The following is a 22,069-nucleotide window of genomic DNA, read 5'->3' as shown; positions in this document are numbered from 1 at the left end:
AGTAGGAGCAAGCGCGTGAACCAGGACCGGCGCCGCCAGGCCGAGGACTTCCTGCAGCCCGACGAGCAGTTGATCGCCGTATGTGCCTGCGAGCCGGGTCCGGGCGTGCCGGCCCCGCCGGAGGACCTGCTCGCGCCGCAGGAGCCGGCGGCGCTCGGCCGGCGGATCGAGGAGAAGCTCCCCCGCCCCCTCCAGCAGTTCTTCAAGGCCCGCGCGCACGAGGAGCGCCGGGACCCGGCCGCCGACCGGCTTCCGGAGCCGGCGGCGGGCCCGGCCATGGAAGGCGGCTGGCAGAGCGAGGCCGGCCGGTTCCTGATCGGCCGGGCCGGTGCGCGGGGCTCGGGGACGGACCTCCTCGTCGTGACCGACCGGCGCTGGTTCGCCCTGACGGACGTCTCTCCGGTCTGGCAGTCCACGCCCCTGATGAAGCAGTACTGGGAGGTCCCGCGCTCGGCGGTCACCGTCGTCCGCGCGCAGGCATCGGTCCTGCAGGGCCGCATGGACATCGAGTTCGCGGACTTCTCCTGGGTCGCCGTGACGGCCCTGGCCCCGGCCGAGGCCCAGTCCTTCGCCGCATCCGCGGCCCGCTACCGCTGAGCCGGGGCTCCGCTGCGGTGCGTTGCCCCGGCCGGTCGGCCGGCCGGCCGCTCGGCCGCTCGGCCGGGGCAACCGCCGGGCGGGCTAGCCGGGCTCGGCCCCGGTGATCACCGCGAAGGTGCCGCCCTGGGGGTCGGCGAGGACGGCCATGCGGCCGGCCGCCATGTCGAACGCGGGGGCCTTGACGCTGCCGCCGGCCCGGACCAGGGCCGCCTGGACGCTGTCGACGTCGTCGACGGCGAAGTACGGCAGCCAGTGCGGCGGAACGCCGGTCGGCATCGAGGCGAGGTCCATCATCCCGCCGATCGCGCGGCCCCCGACCTGGAACTCCGTGTACTCCTCCGCGCCCGGCATCTGCGACCTCGCCGTGGTCAGCGGCAGCACGGCGGAGTAGAAGGCGGACGCGGCGTCGATGTCGCCGGTCGTCAGCTCGTTCCAGATCAGCGCGCCGTGCTCGTTGACGATGCCCGCCCCGGCGAAGGTGCCGTACTGCCAGAGGCCGACGGCGGCGCCCGTCGGGTCGATGACGACGGCCATCCGCCCGAGGTCCATGACGTCCATCGGGCCCATCATCACCGTGCCGCCCGCGTCGGGGACCGCCTTGAGGGTGGAGTCGATGGAGTCGGTGGCCAGGTACGTGGTCCACATGGCCGGCGGCATCGGGTCCGGGACGGAGCCGTCCGGGTTGGACGCGCGCATGATCCCGGCCACCGGCCTGCCCTTGAGGGTGCAGACGGAGTAGCCGCCGGTCTCCGGCGAGCCGATCTCGCCCTGCCAGCCGAAGAGGTCGCGGTAGAAGTCGAGGGCCGCCTGCTGGTCGGGGACGATCAGGTCGATCCAGCAGGGGGTGCCGGCCTGGTAGGGGCCGTTCATGTCGGGCACGGATGCCTCCGGGGCTGCCGATGAGGGTTGGACGGGCCCTCCATACCCCGCCCCCACCGGCCGAATCGGGCCGTACGGCTGAACGTGCTCAGCCGAACGTGCTCAGAGGATGGCCACCGGGGCGACGGGGGTGCCGACGCCGCCGACGAAGGGCTCCGGCATGGCCGACAGCAGGAAGCCGTACCGGTTCTCTTCTGCACAGGCTGTGGACAACTTTTCGAGGTTCCAGTTCTGGCCCTGGTGCATGCCCATCTCCACCAGGTCCAGCGCGTGCACCGGCAGCCACAGGTTCTCGATCTCCGGGGGGAAGATCTCGAAGGTCAGGGTGTCGTTCGCCACCGCCGCCACGTCGCGTGCGTGGAACCACTGCGGGGTGCGGACGGACAGCCCGGGCGACGGGTAGCCGTAGCCGTGCTTGTCGCCCGCCAGGTAGACCTGGATCTGCCCGGTGCGCACCAGGACGATGTCACCGGGGCGGACCGTGACCCCGCCGAACTCCTCCGCCTGGGCCAGGTCCTCCGGGGTCACCGCGTGGCCGCCCGGCAGCCGGTCCAGGCCCTTCGCGCGGGCCACGTCCAGCAGGACGCCCCGCGAGACGATGTGGCCGGCCTTGTCGATGCCGCTGAACTCGGCGCGCGCGTGCGCCGTGATCGTGGACGCGGGACGGCCGTTGTAGATGCGGCCCGAGTGCGAGACGTGGGTGAGGGCGTCCCAGTGGGTGGCCGACTGGAGCCCCATCGTCACGGCGTCGTCGCTGCACGCCACCGTGCCCGGCCCGAACAGCTCCTGGTTGATCTGCACCATCGTGTGCAGCGGGTTGACCCGGCCGGGGATCATGCCGGCCTGGACCCCGTCCTCCTTGAGCGGGAGCGCGAGCGGGATCCGGCGGCCGGTGCGGATCTCGGCGGCGGCCGCCCGTACGACCTCGTCGGTGATCAGGTTCAGGGTGCCGATCTCGTCGTCGGCGCCCCAGCGGCCCCAGTTGTTGACGCGCTTGGCGATGTCGTGGAACTCGGGGGGCATGGTCATGGCTTCCATCAGCTCCTGGGGTGCGCCGGGGCAACTGTGGCCGACTGGGGCTTGTGCCTGAGCATCTGACTGGTCATAGAATCTAACGGACCGTCAGAAAACGCGGGAAGGGGTCGGGCGTGGGGAACTTCTTGGCCGGCAAGGTCGTGGCCGTCACCGGCGCGGGCCGGGGCATCGGGCGGGCCGTGGCGCTCGCGGCGGCCGCCGAGGGCGCCAAGGTCGTCGTCAACGACTACGGGGTCGGCATCGAGGGCGGGGAGCCGGCGAGCGAGATCGCCGACGGCGTGGTGAAGGAGATCCAGGCCGCCGGCGGCGAAGCCGTCGCCGTCGCCGACGACATCTCGACCATGGCGGGCGGCCAGCGCATCGTCGACACCGCCCTCGCGCGGTTCGGCCGCGTCGACGGCGTCGTGTGCGTCGCGGGCATCCTGCGCGAGCGGATGCTGTTCAACATGTCCGAGGAGGAGTGGGACCCCGTCGTCGCCACCCACCTCAAGGGCACCTTCACCGTCTTCCGCGCGGCCTCCGCCGTCATGCGACGGCAGGGCTCCGGCACCCTCATAGGCTTCACCAGCGGCAACCACCAGGGCTCCGTCGCCCAGGCCAACTACAGCGCGGCCAAGGGCGGGATCATCTCGCTCGTCCGCTCCGCCGCGCTCGGGCTGGCCAAGTACGGGGTCACCGCCAACGCCGTCGCGCCCGTCGCCCGGACCCGGATGTCGGCCAACGTCCCCATGGAGCTCAAGGAGATCGGCGAGCCCGAGGACGTCGCGGCGCTCGTCACCTACCTGCTCTCCGACAAGGCCGTGGCCGTCGGCGGCGAGAGGATCACCGGGCAGGTCTACACGATCGCCGGCCCGAAGATCGCCGTCTGGGCGCAGCCGCGCGAACTGCGCGCCGGCTACGCCGAGGGCTCCTGGACCCCCGAGAAGATCGCCGACTTCCTGCCCGGGACGGTGGGCACCGACCCGATGCCGATGCTCGCGCAGCTGGAGGCCATGGCCAAGGCGGCGGCCGCCAAGGACCGCCCCAACGCGTAGGGGAGCCCGGACGACATGGACTTCAGCTTCGGGGCCGAGGACGAGGAACTGCGCGCCCGCGCCCGCTCCTGGCTCACCGGGCACCTGGCGGGCCCGTACGCGGACGCCCTCGGCCTCGGCGGGCCCGGCAGCGAGCACGAAGGGGTCGGGGCCCGGCGCGCGTGGGAGCGCGAGCTGGGCCGGGGCGGCTGGATCGGCCAGGGCTGGGAGCTGCCGTCCGGGGCGTACGGGCAGCAGCGGCTCTCGCTGACCGGCCAGGTCGTCTGGGCCGAGGAGTACGCGGCGCTGCGCGCGCCCGGCCGGGTCGGCCACATCGGGGAGAACCTGCTCGCGCCGACCCTGATCGCGTACGGGTCCCGGGAGCAGCGGGACCGCTTCCTGCCGGGCATCGCGCGCGGTGAGGAGCTGTGGTGCCAGGGGTACAGCGAGCCGGACGCCGGCTCTGACCTGGCGGGGATCCGTACGACCGCGGTGCGGGACGCGGCCGACGGGCTGCTGCGGGTCACCGGCCAGAAGATCTGGACCTCACTGGCCGGGGACGCCGACTGGTGCTTCGTCCTGGCCCGGACCGAGCCCGGCTCGCGGCGCCACCACGGGCTGTCCTTCCTGCTCGTGCGGATGGACCAGCCGGGGCGGGTCGAGGTCCGGCCGATCCGCCAGATGTCGGGGACGAGTGAGTTCAACGAGGTCTTCTTCGACGGGGCGGTGGCGGCCGAGGTCGTCGGGGGAGAGGGCGACGGCTGGACCGTGGCCATGGGACTGCTCGCCCTGGAACGCGGGGTCTCGACGCTCGTCCAGCAGATCGGTTTCGCGGCGGAGCTGGAGCGGGTGGTCGGGGCGTACGTGGCCGCGGGCGGCTCGGGCGGCTCGGGCGGCTCGGGCGGTCCGGGTGGTCCGGGTGGCCTCGGCGGTTCGGGAGGTTCGGGAGGTTCGCCGGATCCCGTGCTGCGCGAACGCCTCGTACGGCAGTGGGCCGAGCTGCGCACGATGCGCTGGAACGCCCTGCGGACCCTCGGGTCCGCCGACGATCCGGGCGCGCCCAGCGTGGCCAAGCTGCTGTGGGGCGGCTGGCACCGGCGGCTCGGCGAGCTGGCGGTGGCGGTCCGCGGGGCCGGGGCCTCGGCCGGGCCGGCGGACTGGGCGCCCGGGACCCCGTACGAACTCGGACTCGACGAGGAGCAGCGCCTGTTCCTGTTCACCCGCGCCGACACGATCTACGGCGGATCGGACGAGATCCAGCGGAACATCATCGCCGAGCGCGTGCTCGGCCTGCCTAAGGAGCCCAGGTGAGAGGCGTCGTCTTCGACGGAAAGCAGGTCCAGGTGGTCGAGGATCTGGAGATCCGCGATCCGGGGCCGGGGGAGGTGCTGGTCGCGATCTCGGCGGCCGGGCTGTGCCACAGCGACCTGTCGGTGATCGACGGGACGATACCGTTCCCGCCGCCCGTGGTCCTCGGGCACGAGGGCGCGGGGGTGGTGGAGGCGGTCGGTTCGGGCGTGACGCACGTGGTGCCCGGCGACCACGTCTCCCTGTCCACCCTGGCCAACTGCGGGGCCTGCGCCGACTGCGACCGGGGCCGGCCGACCATGTGCCGCAAGGCGATCGGGATGCCCGGGCAGCCGTTCTCGCGGGCCGGGAAGCCGTTGTTCCAGTTCGCGTCGAACTCGGCCTTCGCCGAGCGGACGATCGTCAAGGCCGTCCAGGCCGTCAAGATCCCGGACGACATCCCGCTGACCTCGGCGGCGCTCATCGGCTGCGGTGTCCTGACGGGCGTGGGGGCCGTACTGAACCGGGCCCGCGTCGACCACGGCGAGTCGGTGGTCGTCATCGGCACGGGCGGCATCGGGCTCAACGTGATCCAGGGCGCCCGGATCGCGGGCGCGGGCGCCGTCGTGGCGGTGGACGCGAACCCGGCGAAGGAGGCGGTGGCCCGGCAGTTCGGGGCCACGCACTTCATCGACGCGTCGGCCGTCCCCGACTCCTCGGCGGCGGTGCGCGAGATCCTCCCGACGGGCGCGGACCACGCCTTCGAGTGCGTGGGCAACGTCAAGCTGATCCGCCAGGCCGTCGACCTCCTGGACCGGCACGGGCAGGCGATCCTGCTCGGAGTCCCGGGCTTCAAGGAGGAGGCCTCCTTCATGGTCTCGTCCATGTACCTGGACAAGACCATCATGGGCTGCCGGTACGGCTCCTCCCGTCCGCAGCGGGACATCGCCCTGTACGCGGAGCTCTACCGGCAGGGCAGGCTGCTGCTCGACGAACTGGTCACGGAGACCTACCCGATCGAGGACTTCGCGAAGGCCGTGGACGACGCCCGGCACGGCCGGGTGGCGCGGGGCGTGCTCACGTTCTGACGCGTGCGGTGCGAAGACCTAAGTCTTCGCACCGCACGCGGGGCTATTCGGCGGCGAGGCGGCCGAAGCGGCCCTTGTGGAACAGGAGCGGGCCGTCCTCGCCGGCCGCGCCCATGGCCTCGACCCGGCCGACCACGATCAAGTGGTCCCCACCGGTGTGCACGGCGTGGACGCGGCAGTCGATCCAGGCGGGCACGGCGTCGAGCTGCGGTGATCCGGTCACGGGGGCCGGGGTGTGCGTGACCCCCGCGAACTTGTCGGCCCCGCTGACGGCGAAGGCCCGGCACAGCTCGCCCTGCTCGGAGCCGAGGATGTTGACGCAGAACACCCCGGCGCGGGCGATCCGGGGCCAGGTGGTCGAGGTGCGGGCCACCATGAACGTGACCAGCGGCGGGTCGAGCGACAGCGAGGCGAAGGACTGGCAGGCGAACCCGGCCGGGCCGTCCTCCCCCTCCCCGGCCGGGGAGGTGATGACCGTGACCCCGCTGGCGAAGTTCCCTAGTACGGTCCGGAACTCGGCGGGGCTGACGGGGGCCCGCTCGTCCTCGCCGACGGCCCGCAGATCGGGACGCGGCAGCGCGTCGACGCGTCCGGCGTCCGGGTCCTGCTCCGACGGGGCGGAGGTGGGGGAGCCGACTGACCTGAGGTATCGGACGACGGTGGCCGCCATCCCTGCGTGTCCCATCACGTCAACGATTGAAGCTGACGGTCCGTCAGATGGGAAGGGGTGCGGGCGGGTGACTCGGAAATGGGGAAGGTGTATCGTCGCCATCGATTGAACATGTTCAATTACTGCGGGGGTGGGGGTCATGGCGATGCCAGAGGTGTACGAGGGGCCTGACGCGCGGGCCGGGACCCGGAAGCGGCTGTCGACCGGGTCGGAGCCGGCCTTCATCGCCCAGTTCGTCGTGGCGGGGGCGGTCTTCCTCGCCACCTCCGGCATGCGCGACGACCACGGCCTCGGTTTCGACCCCGGCGCCTTCGCCGCGGTTCCGCTGATGCTTCTCGTGGTGGCCTTGGCCGCGTGCCTGCACCGGGCGCTGTTCACCCTGCCGGTGATGGCACTGGCCCGGGGGCTGGGCGCCGCGTGGTGGGCGGCGCCCGGCGCCGCCGCGCTCGCCGCGGCCTACGCCGGGCTGGCCGCCGAGGGCTGGGACCTGCCGTACGGGTGGACGCTGCTGTGGATCGCGGGGCCCGGGGTGCTCCCGGTGGTCGCAGCCTCGTACGCGCGCCACCGGTCGCTGGGGTGGACCGCGACGACGGCCCGGGTCGGCGCCGCCACCGGGATCGCCCTGCTCGTCTGCGCGTTCGGCGCGTTCCTCCAGGAGCGGACCGCCTTCGGCGCGTACGAGCCGCCCCGGCTGGCGCGGGGGCAGTACGCCGGGGACTGGATCGGCGGCGGGGGCGCCTACACCCTGCGGCTGGGAGAGAACGGCGAGGCGGTGGCCGGGGGAATGCCGCTGGTCGCGCCGAGCGGGTCGTGGGACACCTGCTCGGGGACCGGGTGGTGGAAGTTCGAGCCGCGGCGCGAGTCCGGTGGCCTCTTCCACCGCGGCCCGCGGGACCGGGTCGCGCTCTCGATCGACGGCTGTGGCCCGATGCGCGACTGGGAGGTGGCCGGCACGGCCGAACGGCCCGAACTGTTCTCCGTGCTCGGCGATGCGCAGGACCTCCACCCCCGGCACGCCATCACCGTGCACCGCCGGTAGCCGCGGGGCGGGCCGGGGCGGGGCGGGCCGTTCGCCCGTACGGGTGAATCCAGTGCCCCGCCGGGACCCGTACGGAGGACAGTCCCGCGGGAGGTGGGCATCGTGGCCCCCGGCCCGATCCCGATCCACCGCCTCCAGGAGGACTCCCATGCTCGGCACCGACTTCCGCCTCGGATCGCCCGTCTGGCTCGACCTCGGCAGCCCCGACACCACCGGCGCCGTGGGGTTCTACGGCTCCGTCTTCGGCTGGACCTTCACCGACCTGGGCCCGGACGCCGGCGGGTACGGGTTCTTCCAGGTGGACGGCAAGACGGTCGCCGCCCTCGGCCCGCTCACCGAGGAAGGGGCGACTTCCGCCTGGATGATGCACTTCCAGGCCGACGACATCCAGGCCACGGTCTCGGACGTCCGGTCCGGCGGCGGGAAGATCCGGATGGAGCCGATGGACGTGATGGGCGAGGGCTGGCTCGCGCAGGTCACCGACCCGCAGGGCGCCGAGTTCGCGCTGTGGCAGCCCGGGAAGACCGCCGGGCTGGGCAAGGCCTCCGACGAGAACACCCTGGTGTGGGCGGAGCTGCACGTACCGGACCCGGCCGCGGCCGTCACCTTCTACAACGGCGTCTTCGGCTGGCGCAGCCAGGAGATGGAGACGCCCGGGATGACGTACCGCGTGGTGAGCCTGAAGGACGGCGACCAGCAGCAGACCTCGTTCGGCGGGATCGCGCCGATGGGCGACGGAGCGGGCGGGGGCGTCGAGAAGCCGCGCTGGGTTCCGTACTTCAACGTCGGGGACGTCGACGCGACGGTGTCGGCGGCGAGCGGGAACGGCGCAACGGTGCTCATGCCGGCCGCGGACGTGCCGGACGTCGGCCGGATCGCGTGGGTGGCGGACCCGTCCGGAGCCGTGTTCGCGCTGCTGAAGCCGAACCCGATGACGTGAGGCGCCCGGTCAGCGGCCGAGGTACTTGGGTGAGCGGCGCTCCACGAAGGCGGCCACGCCCTCGTTCGCGTCGGCGGTGGTCATGTTGATCTCCTGAGCGGTGGCCTCGGCGGCCAGTGCGGCCGCCCGGCCACCGTCCAGGGATGCGTTGACCAGCTGCTTGGTCAGGGCGAGGGCGCGGGTCGGGCCCTGCGCGAGGCGTTCGGCCCATGAGCGGGCGGTGGCCTCCAGCTCCGGGTCGGGGACGACCCGGTTGACGAGGCCGAGGCGCTCGGCCTCGGCCGCCGGGACGGCGTCGCCGAAGAACATCAGCTCCTTGGCCTTCTGCGGGCCGACCAGGCGCGGGAGCAGGTACGCGCCGCCGCCGTCGGGGACCAGGCCGCGGCGGACGAACACCTCGATGAAGCGGGCCGATTCGGCGGCGATGACGAGGTCGCAGGCGAGGGCGAGGTGGGCGCCGATGCCGGCGGCCGTGCCGTTGACGGCGGCGAGGACCGGCTTCTCGCAGTCGAGCACGGCGCCGATCAGGCGCTGCGCTCCGAGCCGGATCACGCGGGCGACGTCGCCCGCGACGCGCTCGCCCGGTGTGGCGGGGGCGCCGCGCAGATCCGCGCCCGCGCAGAAGCCCTTGCCGGTGGCGGTGAGGACGACGGCCCGCACGCCGGGGTCGGCGGAGGCGTCGGCGAGCAGCGCGATGACGCGCTCGCGCTGGTCCCGGGTGACGGCGTTCATGACCTCCGGCCGGTTGAGGGTGATCCACGAGACGCCGCTCTCGACGCGGTGCAGCACTTCTTCGGCGGGGGCGCTGGTCATGGGGTGAACTCCCGTTCGGGGTAGGGGCGGTTGAGGCGGCCCCGCGCGACTGCGGATCAGCGGCAGATGGCCAGTGCGTCCAGGGCCACCGCGCCCTGGCCGCGGGGGAGGACCATCAGGGGGTTGATGTCCAGTTCCGAGAGGACGCCGCCCAGTTCGAGCGCCATCCGCTGGACCCGGAGCACCACCTCCACCAGCGCGTCCACGTCCGCCGGCGGGGCTCCCCGTACGCCCTCCAGCAGGGCGTGCCCCCGCAGCTCCGTCAGCATCGCCCGCGCCTGGTCCTCGCCGAACGGCGGGACGCGCACCGCCGCGTCGTGCAGGACCTCCACCAGCACCCCGCCCAGGCCCACCGTCACGGTCGGGCCGAAGAGCTCGTCCTGTGTGACGCCCACGACCATTTCGACCCCCCGCTCCACCATCTGGCAGACGAGGACGCCGTCCAGCGGGACGTTCTCGTAGCGGGCGATGTCCGTCAGCTCCCGGTAGGCGTCGCGGATCTGGCTCGCCGAGGTCAGGCCGATCTTGACCAGGCCCAGCTCCGTCTTGTGCGCGAGCTGCGGGCCCGAGGCCTTCATCACCACCGGGTAGCCCACCAGCCCCGCGGCCCGTACCGCCGCCGCCGCGCTGGTCACGAGCTGCTCGCGGGGCACCCGTATCCCGTACGCCCGCAGCAGCTGCTTCGCCGCGTGCTCGCTGAGCTGCTGGCCCGGCCGCATGAGCGCCTGTGCCTTGCGGTACGAGGGGGACGGGGTCCGCGGCGCGTCCTCGAAGGGGGAGCGGTACCCGGCCGTGAAGCGGTGGTGGCCGAGGTAGGCGCGTACGGCGGTGATGCAGTTGCCGAACGTACGGAACGTGGCCACCCGGGAGGAGCCGAGCAGGGTGGTGCGGTAGGCCTCCTCGGTCCCGACCGGCGAGCCCCAGACCACGCAGATCAGCTTGTCCGTCCGCTCCGCCGCGTCGACCAGGTCCTGGGCCAGCTTGTCGCTCATCGGGGGGAACGGCCCGGTGATCGGGCAGATCAGGACGCCCACCGCCGGATCGGCGAGGATCGCGTCGATGATCTTGCGGCCGCGCCAGTCGCCGACCGGGTGGCCGCCGTTGTCGACGGGGTTGGCGACGTTCAGGTACTCCGGGATCCACTGGTGGAGTTCGTCCTGCCTGGCCCGGGAGAGGGTGGGCAGGTTCAGCCCCGCCTCGGTCGCCAGGTCGGAGAAGTGGGCGCCGGTGCCACCGGAGATGGAGTACACGACGACCCCGTCGGCCAGCGGCTTGCGGGCCCGGGCGAGCAGCGCGGCGGTGTCCTGGAGCTCGTCCAGCCCGTCGACCCGTATGACGCCGAACTGGCGCATCGCGGCGTCCACGACGGTGTCGGCGCCGGTCAGCTTCCCGGTGTGGGAGGCGGCCATGCGGGCGCCGGTCTCGGTGCGGCCGACCTTGACGGCGACGACGGGGACGCCGCCCCGGGCCGCGCGGTCGGCGGCCAGCAGGAACCGGCGGCCGTCCTTGAGGCCCTCCACGTAGCAGGCGATGGCGCCCACCTCGGGCCGCTCGGCGAAGTAGGAGATGAAGTCGGAGGTCTCCAGGTCGGCCTCGTTGCCCGTCGGAGCCCAGTGGGAGAGCCGGATGCCCAGCTCCTGGAGGGTGTAGACGGGCCGGCCCTGGTGGCCGGACTGGGTGATCAGTGCGATCGCCGGGCCGTCGAGGTCCTCGCGGAACTCCTGGAAGGCGTTGAGGTTGGTGTTGGGGCCGAGGAGGCGCAGGCCCGAGCGGCGGACGGCCGCCGCGAGCCGCTCCTGGGCGGCGGCGCCCGCGTCGCCGGTCTCGGCGAAACCGGAGGCGAAGGCGACGGCGAACTTCACCTTGGCCTCGGCCAGTTCCTCGATCACCGGCAGCGGATCACCGACGAGCAGGACGGCGAGGTCCACCTGCTCGGGCAGGTCGGCCACCGACGCGTGGCAGGCCAGCCCGAAGACGGTGGGGCGGGTGGGGTGCACGGGGTGGATCCGGGCACCGACGCGCTCCGCCCAGGCGATGAGCTGGCGGGTGATGCCGGTGTTCGGTCTGCCGTCGGCGTCGGAGGCGCCGATGACGGCCACCGACTCGGGCCGGAAGAACCGGTCCAGGTCGGGGACGTCGGCGTGCAGGGGCCGTCCGCTGACGTCCACCGCGACCGCGTCCGCGGCGGTCGGGGCCGCCGCGGAGTGGACGGCCGTCCTGGGGGTCTCCCCGCAGGCCTCGACACGTGCGCGGAAGTCGGTGGTGAGGGTGCCGTGAGTAGATCCAAGCATCGTTCCGCCCGCTCCTGCTCGATGAACCTCAATAACTGACGCGTAGTCAGATTACTGAACTGACGTGCCGTCAGGAACAGTGCTGCGCAGGAAAGCTGGTGGAGGTGGTGTGTGGAACGGTGACAGATCCCACCGGGGCCGGTCCAGGGCGCGATTCGGCCGAGCCCGGCGGGGGTCCGCCGGGCTGGGCCGGGCCGGGTGGGTGCCGGGCGGCCCGCGCCTCAGGCGAGGGGGTCGACCGGACGCAGGCCCGTGTCCGGGAGGGGGGCGGCCGGCGGGAGGCCGGTTCGCGGGCCCACGCGGCGGGCCACGGCCTTGGCGATCTTCTCGGCGTCCAGGGCCATCTCGCGGAACATGCCGCTGATGGGGTTGGAGAAGCCGGTGAAGTACAGGCCGGGGGCCTGAGCGGGGGTGCGCGTTCCGTGCGTACGGGGGCGGCCGCGCCCGTCGAGCACGTCCAGGTGCCCGACCAGGCCCTCCAGGCCGCGGCGGTATCCGGTGGCCGCCACCACCGCGTCCGGGGTGATGCGGGAGCCGTCGGCGAGCACCACCTCCGCGCCCTCGAAGGAGGCCACGGCCGCGACCGGTTCCACCCGCCCCGCGCGGACCGCGTCGATGAGGCCGACGTCCTGGACCGGGATCGCACCCTCCTTGACCCTGCTGTACAGGCCGGTGGCGGGGCGGGGGAGTCCGTGCGCCGTCAGATCGGGTACGGACACCTTGGCGACCAGCGCGCCGACCCGGTCCACGAGCCGTACCGGCAGCCGCCGCACCAGGATCCCGGTGCGCTGCGCGGGCCAGCCCGCGGTGGAGCGGCGCACGATGTGCGGGGCGGTGCGCACGGCGAGCCGTACCCGCGCGGCCCCGCCCTCGACGAGGTCGACGGCTATCTCGGCGCCCGTGTTGCCGGTGCCGACGACGAGCACGTCCCGGCCCTCGTACGGCACGGCGTTGCGGTACTCGCGGGCGTGCAGCAGCTGCCCGGTGTACGTGTCCCGGCCCGGCCAGTCGGGGAGCGCGGGCGTGTGGTTGAAGCCGGTGGCGACGACGACGGCCCGGGCGTCGAGCACCCGCCCGCCGCTGGCGTGCAGCAGCCAGCCGTCCCCGCCGGGGGCGGGGTCGATCCGGGTCACCTCGACGCCGGTGACGAGCTCCAGCGCGTGGAACTCGGCGTACTTCTCCAGGTACCGCACCACGTTGTCCCGCGACACCCACCGCCCGAAGCGGCGCGGCATGGCCAGCCCGGGGAGGGCGGAGAGCCGGCGCGTGGTGTGCAGGTGGAGCCGGTCGTAGTGCCCCCGCCAGGAGGTGCCGACGGCGTCGGACTTCTCGACGACCACCGCGCGCACCCCGCGGGCGCGCAGCGCGGCGGCCGCGGCGAGGCCGCCGGGACCGGCGCCGATCACGTAGACCGGGCGGGGCTGGGTGGACATGTCGGGGGTTTCGGGGACTGCGGGCATGAGGTGTGAGCGTATCGACACACAGCGTTGATGGGTCTCGGACGAGCGGGGAATCGATTGCGGATCGATCACGGGCGCGGTCGCGGGCGGGGGCGGGAGCGCGGCGGCGGGGCGGGGCCCGGGGCCGGAGGGCTGGGTTCCCGCCCGGGGCCTTGCGGGATCGGCGCGTATCCGGTGAACTGACATACCGTCAGATAGGGAAGGGGGGGCCGATGCAGACCATCTGGCTCAGTGGGGCCGAGTGGCTCGCCGTGCTCCGGATAGGGCTCGGCCTGTGGTGGCTGGAGAGTTGGCGGCACAAGGACAAGAAGGGCTGGTTCGAACGCGGCACGGGCATCGCCTGGGCCGCCGATGTCGCGGGCAAGCACCGCTGGCCCTTCGTGAAGGGTGGCTTCGAGAAGGTGGTGCGGCCGCGCCCGCGGCTGATGGCGTACGTCGTGGTCTACGCGGAACTCGCCCTCGGGCTCGGCCTGGTGCTGGGCTTCCTGACGCCGGTCGCACTCGTCGGCGGGCTCCTCCTGAACCTGCTGTACCTGGTGCTGATGATCCACGACTGGGCCGAGCAGGGGCAGAACGCGATGATGGCCCTCATCTCGCTCGTCGCGCTCTTCGCGATGGCCTGGCAGACGTGGTCCCTCGACGCGGCGATCGGACTCTTCCTGTGACCACGCGCCACGACCTGCCCGAGATCGACGACTTCACCCGCCCCTACTGGGACGCGGCCGCCGAGGGCCGGCTCCTGCTGCGCCGCTGCGCGGACTGCGGCAGGGCCCACCACTACCCGCGGGAGTTCTGCCCGTACTGCTGGGCCGGCGAGGAGCGGGTGGTCTGGGAGCCCGCGAGCGGCCGCGCCACGCTCTACACCTGGTCGGTCATCCACCGCAACGACCTGCCGCCCTTCGGTGAGCGGGTGCCGTACGCGGCCGCGGTCGTGGACCTGGCGGAGGGCCCGCGGATGATGACGGAGGTCGTGGAGTGCGGGGCGGCGGACCTGCGGATCGGCATGCCGCTGAGGGTCGCGTTCCGTGAGGGCGGTCCCGGCGCGGCCGTCGTGCCCGTCTTCCGCCCCGACCACCGGTAGGGCTCCCGACGCGAGAGACCGGCCGGCGTACGGAGCCGCAGTCGAGCGCGGCGTGTGTCACAGGCACGCACCGGTCCGGCGGAACGGCTGCCTCCCCGTGCAGGATCCGGCGAACCTGGGGTGTCGCCAGAAAGGTCCGTACCGCCTCACCCCTTGGAGCAACCGGTGTCCTCGCAGGAGATCCCCCTCACGATCACCCCCGAGCAGGCCGCCCACGGCGTGATCCTGCCGGTGTCACTGCCCGGCGGGGTCACGCGGTTGCGGATCCCCTCCGGCTGCCGCGACGGCCAACTCGTACGGGTCCGGGTCGGCGGCTCCGAGTTAATGGTGCGCCTGCGGGTCGCGCCGGCGCAGGGGGCGGCCGCAGCGGCGCCGGACGCCGGGCGGACCGCCCCGACGCAGCAGGGCGCGGGCGCGGGAGTACCCGGGCCGCCGACCGCCGCCACGCCCGCCGTGTCCGGGCAGCGCCCGCCCAAGTCGGGCAGTACGGCCGGCTGTCTGGCGGTGCTCGCCGCCGTCGCGACCGTGATCATCGCCGCCGTCGCGCTGAACGGAGGCGACGACGACAAGGGCACCGCCTCCTCCTCGCCCACCCCGACGTACAGCTCCTGGTCGCCCACGCCGCTGCCCTCGTACACGTCGGGCACGAGCACGAGCGCAGGTACGGGCACGGGCACGAGCACGGGCAGCGGCTCCGGGAGCGATCCGTACCCCTCCGCCGCCGCCACCGCGGCGGCACCGGCGCCGAGCCCCTTCGACGCCGGCACCTGCCTCAACGGGCAGCTGCCGGACTCGACGACCGCGCAGCGCGTCGAGGACGTGGACGAGGTCTCCTGTTCGGCGTCGGACGCGCACTACAAGGTCATCCAGCGCTTCGGGTTCACCTCGGACCTGCACAGCTGCGATGCCAACTCGCGCACCGAGTACGCCTTTTCCTACAGCTACACGCTCAACGGGACCCCGATCAACCAGTACGTGTACTGCCTGATCGGCCTCGGTTCGTACGCCCGGAACTGACCGGGCCCAGGGCCGTCCACGGCCGCCTCACGGCCACAGGAGGGTGCGGGTCCAGAGCCCGCCGGGTGCGCGGCGGTAGTGCAGGCGGACGTGGCGACGGGAGGCGTCGCCCTGGAAGAACTCGACCTCCTCGGCGGCCAGTACGTACCGGGTCCAGGTCGGGGCCGGTGCTTCCGGCTCCGCGCCGGCCCGCTCCCAGGCGGCCCCGGAGACGCGGCGCAGCTCGTCCAGGCTGTCGAGCACCTCGCTCTGGCGGCCGGTCAGCGCGGCCGCGAGGGCGCCCCGCGAGCGGACCGCCAGGTCCGCCCGGCTCTCCTCGGGGCCGCAGGCGGCGACCCGGCCGCGGATCCGGATCTGGCGGGCGACCGCCGGCCAGTAGAAGCCGAGCGCGGCGTCCGGGTGTCCGGCGAGCTGGCGGCCCTTGGCGCTGGTGGCGTGCGAGGCGAAGTGCCAGCCGCGCCCGTCGGCGTCGTGCAGCATCAGGGTGCGGACGTCGGGCCGCCCCTCGGCGTCCACGGTGGCCAGGCTCATCGTGTGCGGCTCGGGCTGCCCGGCAGCGGCGGCCCGCACGAACCACTCGTGGAAGAGGGGCAGCGGCTCGGCCGGTGCGCGCTCCGGATCGAAGTCCGGCAGCGGGCCGTCCCACACCCGCAGGGAGTGCAGGGTCGTGCGGAATGCGTCGCTGCTCGTCTCGGCGGTCATGCCGCCCATCGAACACCATCCCGGCCGGACGGCCGACGCGGACCCGGCGGTGTTCACCGCGGGGTCCGCGCAGGGGTGAGGGCCGGATGGCCGGGGACCTGTGGCTAGTCGGTGCAGTACCGCGTGAGCGCTGCGCTGAAGGCGCTGTTGTAGGCGGCGTCGTGGGCTTCCTTGGCCAGCTTCTTGCCCTCGGAGTCGGGGACCAGGCCCTGGAAGTTCTGGTTCGCCGGCGGCTTCGGTTCGGCGTCGCAGTTGCCGGCCTGGGCCAGCGCCTTGCCGTCCGTGAAGCCCTCCGTGGCTCCGCGCTGGCGTTCCTTCGTGATCAGCTTCTGGTTGACGGCGTCCTGGGCCGCCGCGCCGCCCAGGCAGACGGCCTTGCCGCCACCGTCAGTGTTCTGGAAGGCGCTGTACTTTCCGGCCGGTACGTCGCCGGACGTGAACTTGCCGTCGTCGCCCACGGTGGCGGAGCCGGAGCCGGCGCCGTCGGTCTGGTCGAGGAAGACCTTGCCCTTGGCCTTGTCCCAGCCCTCGCCGCTGACGATCGCCTTCGTCGCGTCGCCGGCTTTCGCTTCGACGAAGCACTCGGGCTTGGGGGCGGGGGCGGCGGGGGCGGCGGCCGGGGCGGTCTGCGGGGTTGTGGCGGCCCATCCCGTGGCGGTCGCGCCGAGGGCGAGCGAACAGGCCATCAGGGGGGTGAACAGGGTGATGCGGGTTCGTCGGTTCATCGTCGTTCCTCACCTGTGGTGGGAGGGTCGAGGAATGCACGAGGCCGACACTGCGGATCGGGGCACACGGTGGGCGTACGGACTCGTGCCCACGATGCCCGCACAGTGCGCGGGAGCGGGTGCGCTCCACGCGCACGTCCCGATCGGCCCCGGAAGGAGTCCGTCCGTTCCATCCTCCCCCGCCCCCGCTGACCTGTCGACCGGGAGCCCGGCCGCCCTGGGAACACCGGCCCGCAGCCGTCCGGCAGCGCCGCGAAGCCGCCCCGAACGCCCCTGAACACCTCCCCGGGATCACCTCCCGAGGATCACCGTCCCCGACGAGCAGAACCAGCCGCCCGTCCCCGAGGCCACGGCCACCTCCGGGAGCCGGCCGCCCCGCTTGGTGACCTGGCGGCCCGGGCCCGCCTCGCCGCGCAGTTGGCGGACCGCCTCGACCAGCAGGAACAGGCCCCGCATGCCCGGGTGGCAGGCGGAGAGGCCGCCGCCGTCGGTGTTGACCGGGAGTTCGCCGTCGCGCAGCAGGCGGCCCTTCTCCACGAAGGCCCCGCCCTCGCCCTTCGCGCAGAAGCCGAGGTCCTCCAGGGTGACCAGGGTCATGTACGTGAAGGCGTCGTAGATCTGCGCGATGTCGACGTCCGCCGGGGTCAGCCCCGCCCGCTCGAACGCGATGCGGCCCGAGACCGCCGCCGGGGAGACGGTGAAGTCCTCCCACTGCGACATCGTGGTGTGCGAGACCGAGGTGCCCGAGCCCAGGATCCAGACCGGATCCTTCGCCGTGTCCGGCACGTGGTCCTCCGCTGCCAGCAGCACCGCGCAGCCGCCGTCCGAACGGATGCAGCAGTGCAGTTTCGTGAAGGGGTCCGCGATCATCTCGCCGGACAGGACCTCGTCGACCGTGATCGGGTCGCGGAACATCGCGTCCGGGTTGGTCGCCGCGTTCGCCCGGGCCTGGACCGCCACCGAGGCGAGCTGCTCCGCCGTCGTTCCGTACTCGTGCATGTGGCGGCGCGCGGCCATCGCGTACTTCGAGACGAGCGTGTGCCCGTACGGCACTTCGAACTGCAACGGCCCCCGCGCCCCGAACGAGAGGTTCGAGGTGCGCCGCCGGGCCTTGATGTCGGCGCGGGCCGTGGATCCGTAGACGAGCAGCACGGCGTTCGCGTGCCCCGCCGCTATCGCGTCCGCCGCGTGCGCCGCCATGACCTCCCAGGTCGAGCCGCCCACCGAGGTGGAGTCGACCCAGGTGGGGCGCAGCCCGAGGTACTCGGCCACCTCCACCGGCGCGAGGGTGCCGAGGCCGGCCGAGGCGAAGCCGTCGATGACCGAGCGGTCCAGGCCGGAGTCGGCCAGGGCGCGGCGGGCGGCCTGCGCGTGCAGGGCGTAGGGGGTGGGGCCGTCCACCCGGCCGCAGTCGGAGAGGGCGACGCCGACGACGGCGACCCGGCGGCGTCCGTTGCGAGGTTCAGTCGTGGGTCCAGGCATGCACCAGAACGTACATCTGACGTACTGTCAGTTTCTAGTCCGCGCCGCACGGTCCTGCCGACGCCCCGGGTCCCGCCCCCTGTGCATCTGCCGCCGGCCGCCCTAACATGACGGCCCGTCAGATACCCTCCCGGTCACCGCCGGGAGGTGCCCCCAGGAGGAGCCAGACGATGGATGCCGCCTTCACCGCGGAGCAGGACGAGATGCGCCGCACCCTGCGCGAGATCCTGGGCAAACGCTGTGGCCCGGACGAGGTCAAGACCGCCGTCCGCACCGCGGCCGGACACGACCGCGAGCTCTGGCAGCAGCTCGCGCTCCAGCTCGGCCTCCCCGGCACGGCCGTCGCCGAGGAGTACGGGGGCGTCGGCTGCACCCCCGCCGACCTGGCGCTGGCCTGCGAGGAGACCGGGCGGGCGCTGCTGCCCTCGCCGCTGCTGGCCACTGCCGTGCTCGCCGTACCGCTGATCACCGCCCTCGGCACCGCCGCCCAGCGCTCCGCCCTGCTCCCGCCGCTCGCCGCCGGCGGGCTCACCGCGGCCCTCGCCGTTCCCGGCCCGGCGCTCTCCACCGCCCTCGCGCTGACCGGCGAGAACACCCCCGGGGAGTGGGCCGGCGGGGGCCGGGCGGGCGGGGTGCAGGCCCGGCCCGGGCAGGACGGCGGCTGGCGGCTGTACGGGGAGGCCGCCCAGGTGCTCGACGGGCACAGCGCCTCCCTCCTGCTGGTCGCCGCGCACACCGGCGGGTTCGCCCGCAGCCGGACCCTGCTGTTCCTCGTGCGGGAGGACGCGCCCGGGCTGGTCCGGGCGCGTCAGGCCACCTTGGACGAGACCCGGCCGCAGGCCCGGATCCAACTCCGCGACACCCCGGCCGAACTGCTGGGAGCCGAAGCCGACAACGCCACCGACGAAGCCGTCCTCGCCGCGCTCGCCGCCACCGGGCGCACCGCGGCCGCCGTCCTCGCCGCCGAGGCGGTCGGCGCGGCCGGCGCGGCGCTGGCCCGGACGGTGGAGTACGTGTGCCGGCGCGAGCAGTTCGGCCGGCCCATCGGGTCCTTCCAGGCCGTCAAACACCGGCTCGCCGACCTCTACGTCCAGGTCCAGGCGGCCCGCTCCGCGGCCTACTACGCCGCCTGGGACCCGCGGCAGGGCGGCCTCGCCCTCGCCCAGGCCCTCGAAGCCCTGCGGATCACGGCCGGCGAGGCGATCCAGCTGCACGGCGGCATCGGCTTCACCTGGGAGCACGACGCGCACCTCTACTTCAAGCGGGCCGCGGCCGACGAGCTCCTGTTCGGCCCCGTCCACCGGCTGCGGGCGCACGCCGCACACCGCGCGGGCCTGTTCACCACCCCACAAGAGAAGGTGGCCGTCTGATGGCAATGGCAGCCGGCGTCAAGCTGATGCAGAAGGTCTCCTCGACCATGCTGTTCGCCAAGATCGCACCGCACTTCATCCCCGCCATGGACAAGGCGGTGCACAGGCTGACCCGCGGCAAGGTCATGCTGAGCGCCCGGATGCTCCCCGGCGTGATCCTGACCGCCAAGGGCGCCAAGACGGGCGAGCCGCGCACCACGCCGCTCGCCTGCATGCCGGAGGAGGGGGGCGTCAGCTGGCTCCTGATCGGCTCCAACTTCGGCCGCCCCGGGCACCCGGCGTGGACCGCCAACCTGCTCAAGCATCCTGAAGCGGACGTGAGTTGGAAAGGCGAGGACATCGCCGTACGGGCCCGGCTGCTGGAGGGCGCGGAACGCGCGGCGGCGTGGCAGGCCGTGCTGAGGTTCTGGCCGCCGTACGCGACGTACCAGGCGCGCATCGAGCGCGAGATCCGGCTGTTCCGCCTGGAGCGTCGCTGATCGCGGCGGGCGGCCGGCGCGGGAGGGGGAAGGGGCGCGCGGAAAGGGCGCGCGGGAGGGGTGGAGCGCGGGACGGGTGGGTGCGGGCAGGGGCGGGGCGGGGGACTGCGGCAGGGGGAGGGCGGCGGACCCCGGGAGGGTCCGCCGCTACTTGGTCGGCTTCTTCCCGGTGATGCCCAGGTGGACGAGCAGCGCCAGGTTCGGCTTGAGCTCGGCCTGCTTGACGCCCCAGGTCTGGAAGCCCTTCTGGTGCGAGGCGACCGCGGCCAGCATCGCGACCAGCGAGCCCGCCATCGCCGCCGGGCTGAGGTCCTTGTCGACCTTGCCCTTGGCCTGGAGCTCCTTCATCGACTCCGTGAGGGAGTTGGTGACGGAGTTCAAGATCTTCATGCGGATCTTGTAGAAGCGCTTGTCTCCCTCGGCCGCGCCGAGGTCGACGACCCGCAGGATCGCGTCGTTGCGCCGCCAGAAGTCGAGGAATCCCTCGACGAGTTCCTCGGCGGCCTGCCAGCCGGCCTTGCCGACCCAGTTGCGGCCCTCGACGAGCGCCGTCAACTGCGCGCCCTCCGTGGCCATTTGCTCGGCGATCTCCAGGACGGCGCCCTCGACGTCCGGGAAGTACTGGTAGAAGGTCGCGGGGGAGGTGCCGGCCTTGCGGGCGACGTCGATCACCTTGACGTCGCGGTACGGCGAGGAGCTGAGCATCTCGCTGAGGCAGTCGAGCAGCTTCTGCCGCGTCGCCTGACCGCGCCGGCCGGCAACGCGGCCGTCGACGGTGCGTACTTGTCCTGTCATGCCGTCAGCTTACCGAGGGGTGATCCGGGCGCGATTCGGCCGCCTGCAAATGGGGTTACGTGACGCCTGGCCTGGGTGAAGACCGCCCCCCGGGCCGCCGCGCATGGCCGTTTCCGGGTGGCGGACGTGCCGATTCCGGGCGTATTCCGCACAGATCCGGTGCGAAATACGGGTGCCCGGGGCCCGGCCCACCCCGCCCGCTTCCGCTCGAAATCCCCCGATTAGTCTTATCAACAGGCTGTGGACAAGTTTTCGGGCAGATCATGGCTGAGGGACACAGCGGGATATAGCGGGGCACAACGGAAGGAACCGGGCCATGGCCGCATTCGCGGAGGGAACACCCTGCTGGGTGGACGCCTCGCTGCCGGACGTCGAGGCCGGCAAGCGCTTCTACGGTGAGCTCTTCGGGTGGACCTTCTCCGCCGGCGCCGGTCCCGCGTACGGCGGCTACACGCAGGCGTACAGCCGCGGCCGCAACGTCGCCGCCCTCGCCCCCAAACCCGACGGCCGCATGCCCACCGTATGGGGGATCTACCTCTACACCGTGGACGCCTACGCGTGCGCCTCGCGCATCCGCGCCTCCGGCGGCCAGATGGTCATGGACCCCCAGCCGGTGGGCCCGTACGGCGGCGCCGCGCTGGCCGCCGACCCCGGCGGGGCCGTCTTCGGCCTGTGGCAGCCCGGCACCCACCACGGCTTCGAGGCCCAGCAGGAGCCGTACACGTACTGCTGGAGCGAGGTCTACACGCGAGCCCGCGACGCCGTCGACGTCTTCTACGCCAACGTCTTCGGCTACGTCCCCGAGGACCAGGACGACGCCGGCAGCGGCGTCGAGTACCGCCTGTGGTCCCCGCCCGGCAGCCGGCCCGGGGCCGAGACCGCGGTGCTGGGGCGCAGCCTGATCACCGACGCGTTCCCGGAGATCATGCCGGCGCACTTCCTCGTGTACTTCGCCGTCCCGGACGTCGACGAATCCGTCGCGACGGTGAAGCGGCTCGGCGGCCGCGTCACCGCCGACCCCTTCGACACCCCGCACGGGCGGATCGCGGTCGTCGCCGACAACCAGGGCGCGGTGTTCGCCCTCCTCTCGGAGCCCCGTACGGGTCCGCTCGGGTGAGGGACGCCCGGAGGATGTCCACGCCGGGCCCGCACTGTGACGACGCGCCCCTCGCGCGGGCCTGACAGAATCGGGTTGCGCGACCCCGGGCGGCGCCCGGGATGAGACGCTGCACGGGGCCGACCGCCGTGCCGGCGCGCGTGCAGGTGGGAACGGGCCCGGCGAGGGCCCGTACGGGGATTGTGA

The 22,069-nt window shown here is 73.4% G+C and carries 22 protein-coding genes; 12 read left to right on the top strand and 10 right to left on the bottom strand.

Annotation, left to right across the window (positions count from 1 at the left end; genetic code table 11):
* The first annotated feature begins 15 nt into the window (after positions 1–15).
* Positions 16–597: a hypothetical protein gene (locus tag AB0M92_RS04605; protein ID WP_366100613.1), complete on the top strand. Its 582-nt coding sequence runs from the start codon at positions 16–18 to the stop codon at positions 595–597.
* 84 nt (positions 598–681) lie between these two features.
* Here AB0M92_RS04605 and AB0M92_RS04600 read toward each other — a convergent pair whose 3' ends face one another.
* Together AB0M92_RS04600 and AB0M92_RS04595 are read right to left on the bottom strand one after the other, a co-directional pair.
* Positions 682–1,470 carry a VOC family protein gene (locus AB0M92_RS04600; RefSeq protein ID WP_366100808.1) on the bottom strand — a complete coding sequence of 263 codons (789 nt, stop codon included), beginning with the start codon at positions 1,468–1,470 and terminating at the stop codon, positions 682–684.
* Positions 1,471–1,581: 111 nt separating this feature from the next.
* Complete coding sequence (locus tag AB0M92_RS04595) at positions 1,582–2,508, bottom strand: cyclase family protein (RefSeq protein ID WP_366100612.1); 927 nt, start codon at positions 2,506–2,508, stop codon at positions 1,582–1,584.
* Between the two features lie 119 nt (positions 2,509–2,627).
* Here AB0M92_RS04595 and AB0M92_RS04590 point away from each other — a divergent pair, with 119 nt between their 5' ends.
* From AB0M92_RS04590 to AB0M92_RS04580, 3 genes are read left to right on the top strand one after another with little or no spacing between them, the layout of a single operon-like run.
* Positions 2,628–3,548 carry an SDR family oxidoreductase gene (locus AB0M92_RS04590; RefSeq protein ID WP_366100611.1) on the top strand — a complete coding sequence of 307 codons (921 nt, stop codon included), beginning with the start codon at positions 2,628–2,630 and terminating at the stop codon, positions 3,546–3,548.
* Between the two features lie 15 nt (positions 3,549–3,563).
* A complete protein-coding gene (locus AB0M92_RS04585) occupies positions 3,564–4,838 on the top strand; it encodes an acyl-CoA dehydrogenase family protein (RefSeq protein ID WP_366100610.1) in 1,275 nt (424 codons plus the stop codon).
* Positions 4,835–5,902: a Zn-dependent alcohol dehydrogenase gene (locus tag AB0M92_RS04580; protein ID WP_366100609.1), complete on the top strand. Its 1,068-nt coding sequence runs from the start codon at positions 4,835–4,837 to the stop codon at positions 5,900–5,902. The genes AB0M92_RS04585 and AB0M92_RS04580 overlap by 4 nt, the downstream gene beginning before the upstream one ends.
* A gap of 43 nt (positions 5,903–5,945) precedes the next feature.
* Here the strand turns inward: AB0M92_RS04580 and AB0M92_RS04575 are convergent, their stop codons facing one another.
* Positions 5,946–6,572, bottom strand: a complete 627-nt coding sequence (locus AB0M92_RS04575) for a flavin reductase family protein (protein WP_366100806.1) — start codon at positions 6,570–6,572, stop codon at positions 5,946–5,948.
* Between the two features lie 139 nt (positions 6,573–6,711).
* On the opposite strand from AB0M92_RS04575, the gene AB0M92_RS04570 reads away from it, so the two are divergent.
* Together AB0M92_RS04570 and AB0M92_RS04565 are read left to right on the top strand one after the other, a co-directional pair.
* Positions 6,712–7,611, top strand: a complete 900-nt coding sequence (locus AB0M92_RS04570) for a hypothetical protein (protein ID WP_366100608.1) — start codon at positions 6,712–6,714, stop codon at positions 7,609–7,611.
* Between the two features lie 148 nt (positions 7,612–7,759).
* Positions 7,760–8,551 (top strand): VOC family protein, encoded by a 792-nt coding sequence (locus tag AB0M92_RS04565; protein ID WP_366100606.1) that lies wholly within the window; start codon positions 7,760–7,762, stop codon positions 8,549–8,551.
* A gap of 9 nt (positions 8,552–8,560) precedes the next feature.
* On the opposite strand, the gene AB0M92_RS04560 is transcribed toward AB0M92_RS04565, so the two are convergent.
* The 3 genes from AB0M92_RS04560 to AB0M92_RS04550 all read right to left on the bottom strand — a co-directional run bounded on the left by AB0M92_RS04560 (position 8,561) and on the right by AB0M92_RS04550 (position 13,115).
* Positions 8,561–9,364, bottom strand: coding sequence for an enoyl-CoA hydratase-related protein (locus AB0M92_RS04560; protein ID WP_366100605.1), 804 nt, complete (start codon positions 9,362–9,364; stop codon positions 8,561–8,563).
* Positions 9,365–9,420: 56 nt separating this feature from the next.
* Positions 9,421–11,655, bottom strand: coding sequence for an acetate--CoA ligase family protein (locus tag AB0M92_RS04555; protein ID WP_366100604.1), 2,235 nt, complete (start codon positions 11,653–11,655; stop codon positions 9,421–9,423).
* 221 nt (positions 11,656–11,876) lie between these two features.
* Positions 11,877–13,115, bottom strand: a complete 1,239-nt coding sequence (locus AB0M92_RS04550; RefSeq protein ID WP_366100603.1) for an NAD(P)/FAD-dependent oxidoreductase — start codon at positions 13,113–13,115, stop codon at positions 11,877–11,879.
* A 212-nt stretch (positions 13,116–13,327) separates the two neighbouring features.
* On the opposite strand from AB0M92_RS04550, the gene AB0M92_RS04545 reads away from it, so the two are divergent.
* The 3 genes from AB0M92_RS04545 to AB0M92_RS04535 all read left to right on the top strand — a co-directional run bounded on the left by AB0M92_RS04545 (position 13,328) and on the right by AB0M92_RS04535 (position 15,213).
* Positions 13,328–13,780 carry a DoxX family membrane protein gene (locus AB0M92_RS04545; protein ID WP_366100602.1) on the top strand — a complete coding sequence of 151 codons (453 nt, stop codon included), beginning with the start codon at positions 13,328–13,330 and terminating at the stop codon, positions 13,778–13,780.
* On the top strand, positions 13,777–14,196 hold the full coding sequence (locus AB0M92_RS04540) for a Zn-ribbon domain-containing OB-fold protein (protein WP_366100601.1): 420 nt from the start codon (positions 13,777–13,779) through the stop codon (positions 14,194–14,196). Before AB0M92_RS04545 ends, AB0M92_RS04540 begins: the two co-directional genes overlap by 4 nt.
* Before the next feature lie 165 nt (positions 14,197–14,361).
* Positions 14,362–15,213, top strand: coding sequence for a hypothetical protein (locus AB0M92_RS04535; protein WP_366100600.1), 852 nt, complete (start codon positions 14,362–14,364; stop codon positions 15,211–15,213).
* Positions 15,214–15,240: 27 nt separating this feature from the next.
* On the opposite strand, the gene AB0M92_RS04530 is transcribed toward AB0M92_RS04535, so the two are convergent.
* The 3 genes from AB0M92_RS04530 to AB0M92_RS04520 form a co-directional block, all read right to left on the bottom strand.
* The gene (locus tag AB0M92_RS04530) at positions 15,241–15,915 is read right to left on the bottom strand and encodes a pyridoxal 5'-phosphate synthase (RefSeq protein WP_366100599.1); all 675 of its coding nucleotides are present in this window, start codon (positions 15,913–15,915) and stop codon (positions 15,241–15,243) included.
* Between the two features lie 104 nt (positions 15,916–16,019).
* Entirely contained in the window at positions 16,020–16,640 is a 621-nt protein-coding gene (locus tag AB0M92_RS04525) for a hypothetical protein (RefSeq protein WP_366100598.1), read from the bottom strand.
* 291 nt (positions 16,641–16,931) lie between these two features.
* Positions 16,932–18,122, bottom strand: coding sequence for an acetyl-CoA acetyltransferase (locus AB0M92_RS04520; RefSeq protein ID WP_366100597.1), 1,191 nt, complete (start codon positions 18,120–18,122; stop codon positions 16,932–16,934).
* Positions 18,123–18,292: 170 nt separating this feature from the next.
* On the opposite strand from AB0M92_RS04520, the gene AB0M92_RS04515 reads away from it, so the two are divergent.
* Both AB0M92_RS04515 and AB0M92_RS04510 read left to right on the top strand, forming a co-directional pair.
* Entirely contained in the window at positions 18,293–19,492 is a 1,200-nt protein-coding gene (locus AB0M92_RS04515) for an acyl-CoA dehydrogenase family protein (protein WP_366100596.1), read from the top strand.
* A 5-nt stretch (positions 19,493–19,497) separates the two neighbouring features.
* Positions 19,498–19,971 carry a nitroreductase family deazaflavin-dependent oxidoreductase gene (locus tag AB0M92_RS04510; protein ID WP_366100805.1) on the top strand — a complete coding sequence of 158 codons (474 nt, stop codon included), beginning with the start codon at positions 19,498–19,500 and terminating at the stop codon, positions 19,969–19,971.
* Positions 19,972–20,118: 147 nt separating this feature from the next.
* On the opposite strand, the gene AB0M92_RS04505 is transcribed toward AB0M92_RS04510, so the two are convergent.
* Positions 20,119–20,766: a TetR family transcriptional regulator gene (locus AB0M92_RS04505; RefSeq protein WP_053790587.1), complete on the bottom strand. Its 648-nt coding sequence runs from the start codon at positions 20,764–20,766 to the stop codon at positions 20,119–20,121.
* Between the two features lie 316 nt (positions 20,767–21,082).
* On the opposite strand from AB0M92_RS04505, the gene AB0M92_RS04500 reads away from it, so the two are divergent.
* The gene (locus tag AB0M92_RS04500) at positions 21,083–21,883 is read left to right on the top strand and encodes a VOC family protein (RefSeq protein ID WP_366100595.1); all 801 of its coding nucleotides are present in this window, start codon (positions 21,083–21,085) and stop codon (positions 21,881–21,883) included.
* The last annotated feature ends 186 nt before the right edge of the window (positions 21,884–22,069 follow it).

It is taken from the genome of Streptomyces sp. NPDC051582, from assembly GCF_040681715.1.
Taxonomy (GTDB): domain Bacteria; phylum Actinomycetota; class Actinomycetes; order Streptomycetales; family Streptomycetaceae; genus Streptomyces.
The sequence above is the reverse complement of the archived record's forward strand: the minus strand, read 5'-3'. Positions and strand labels throughout refer to the sequence as shown.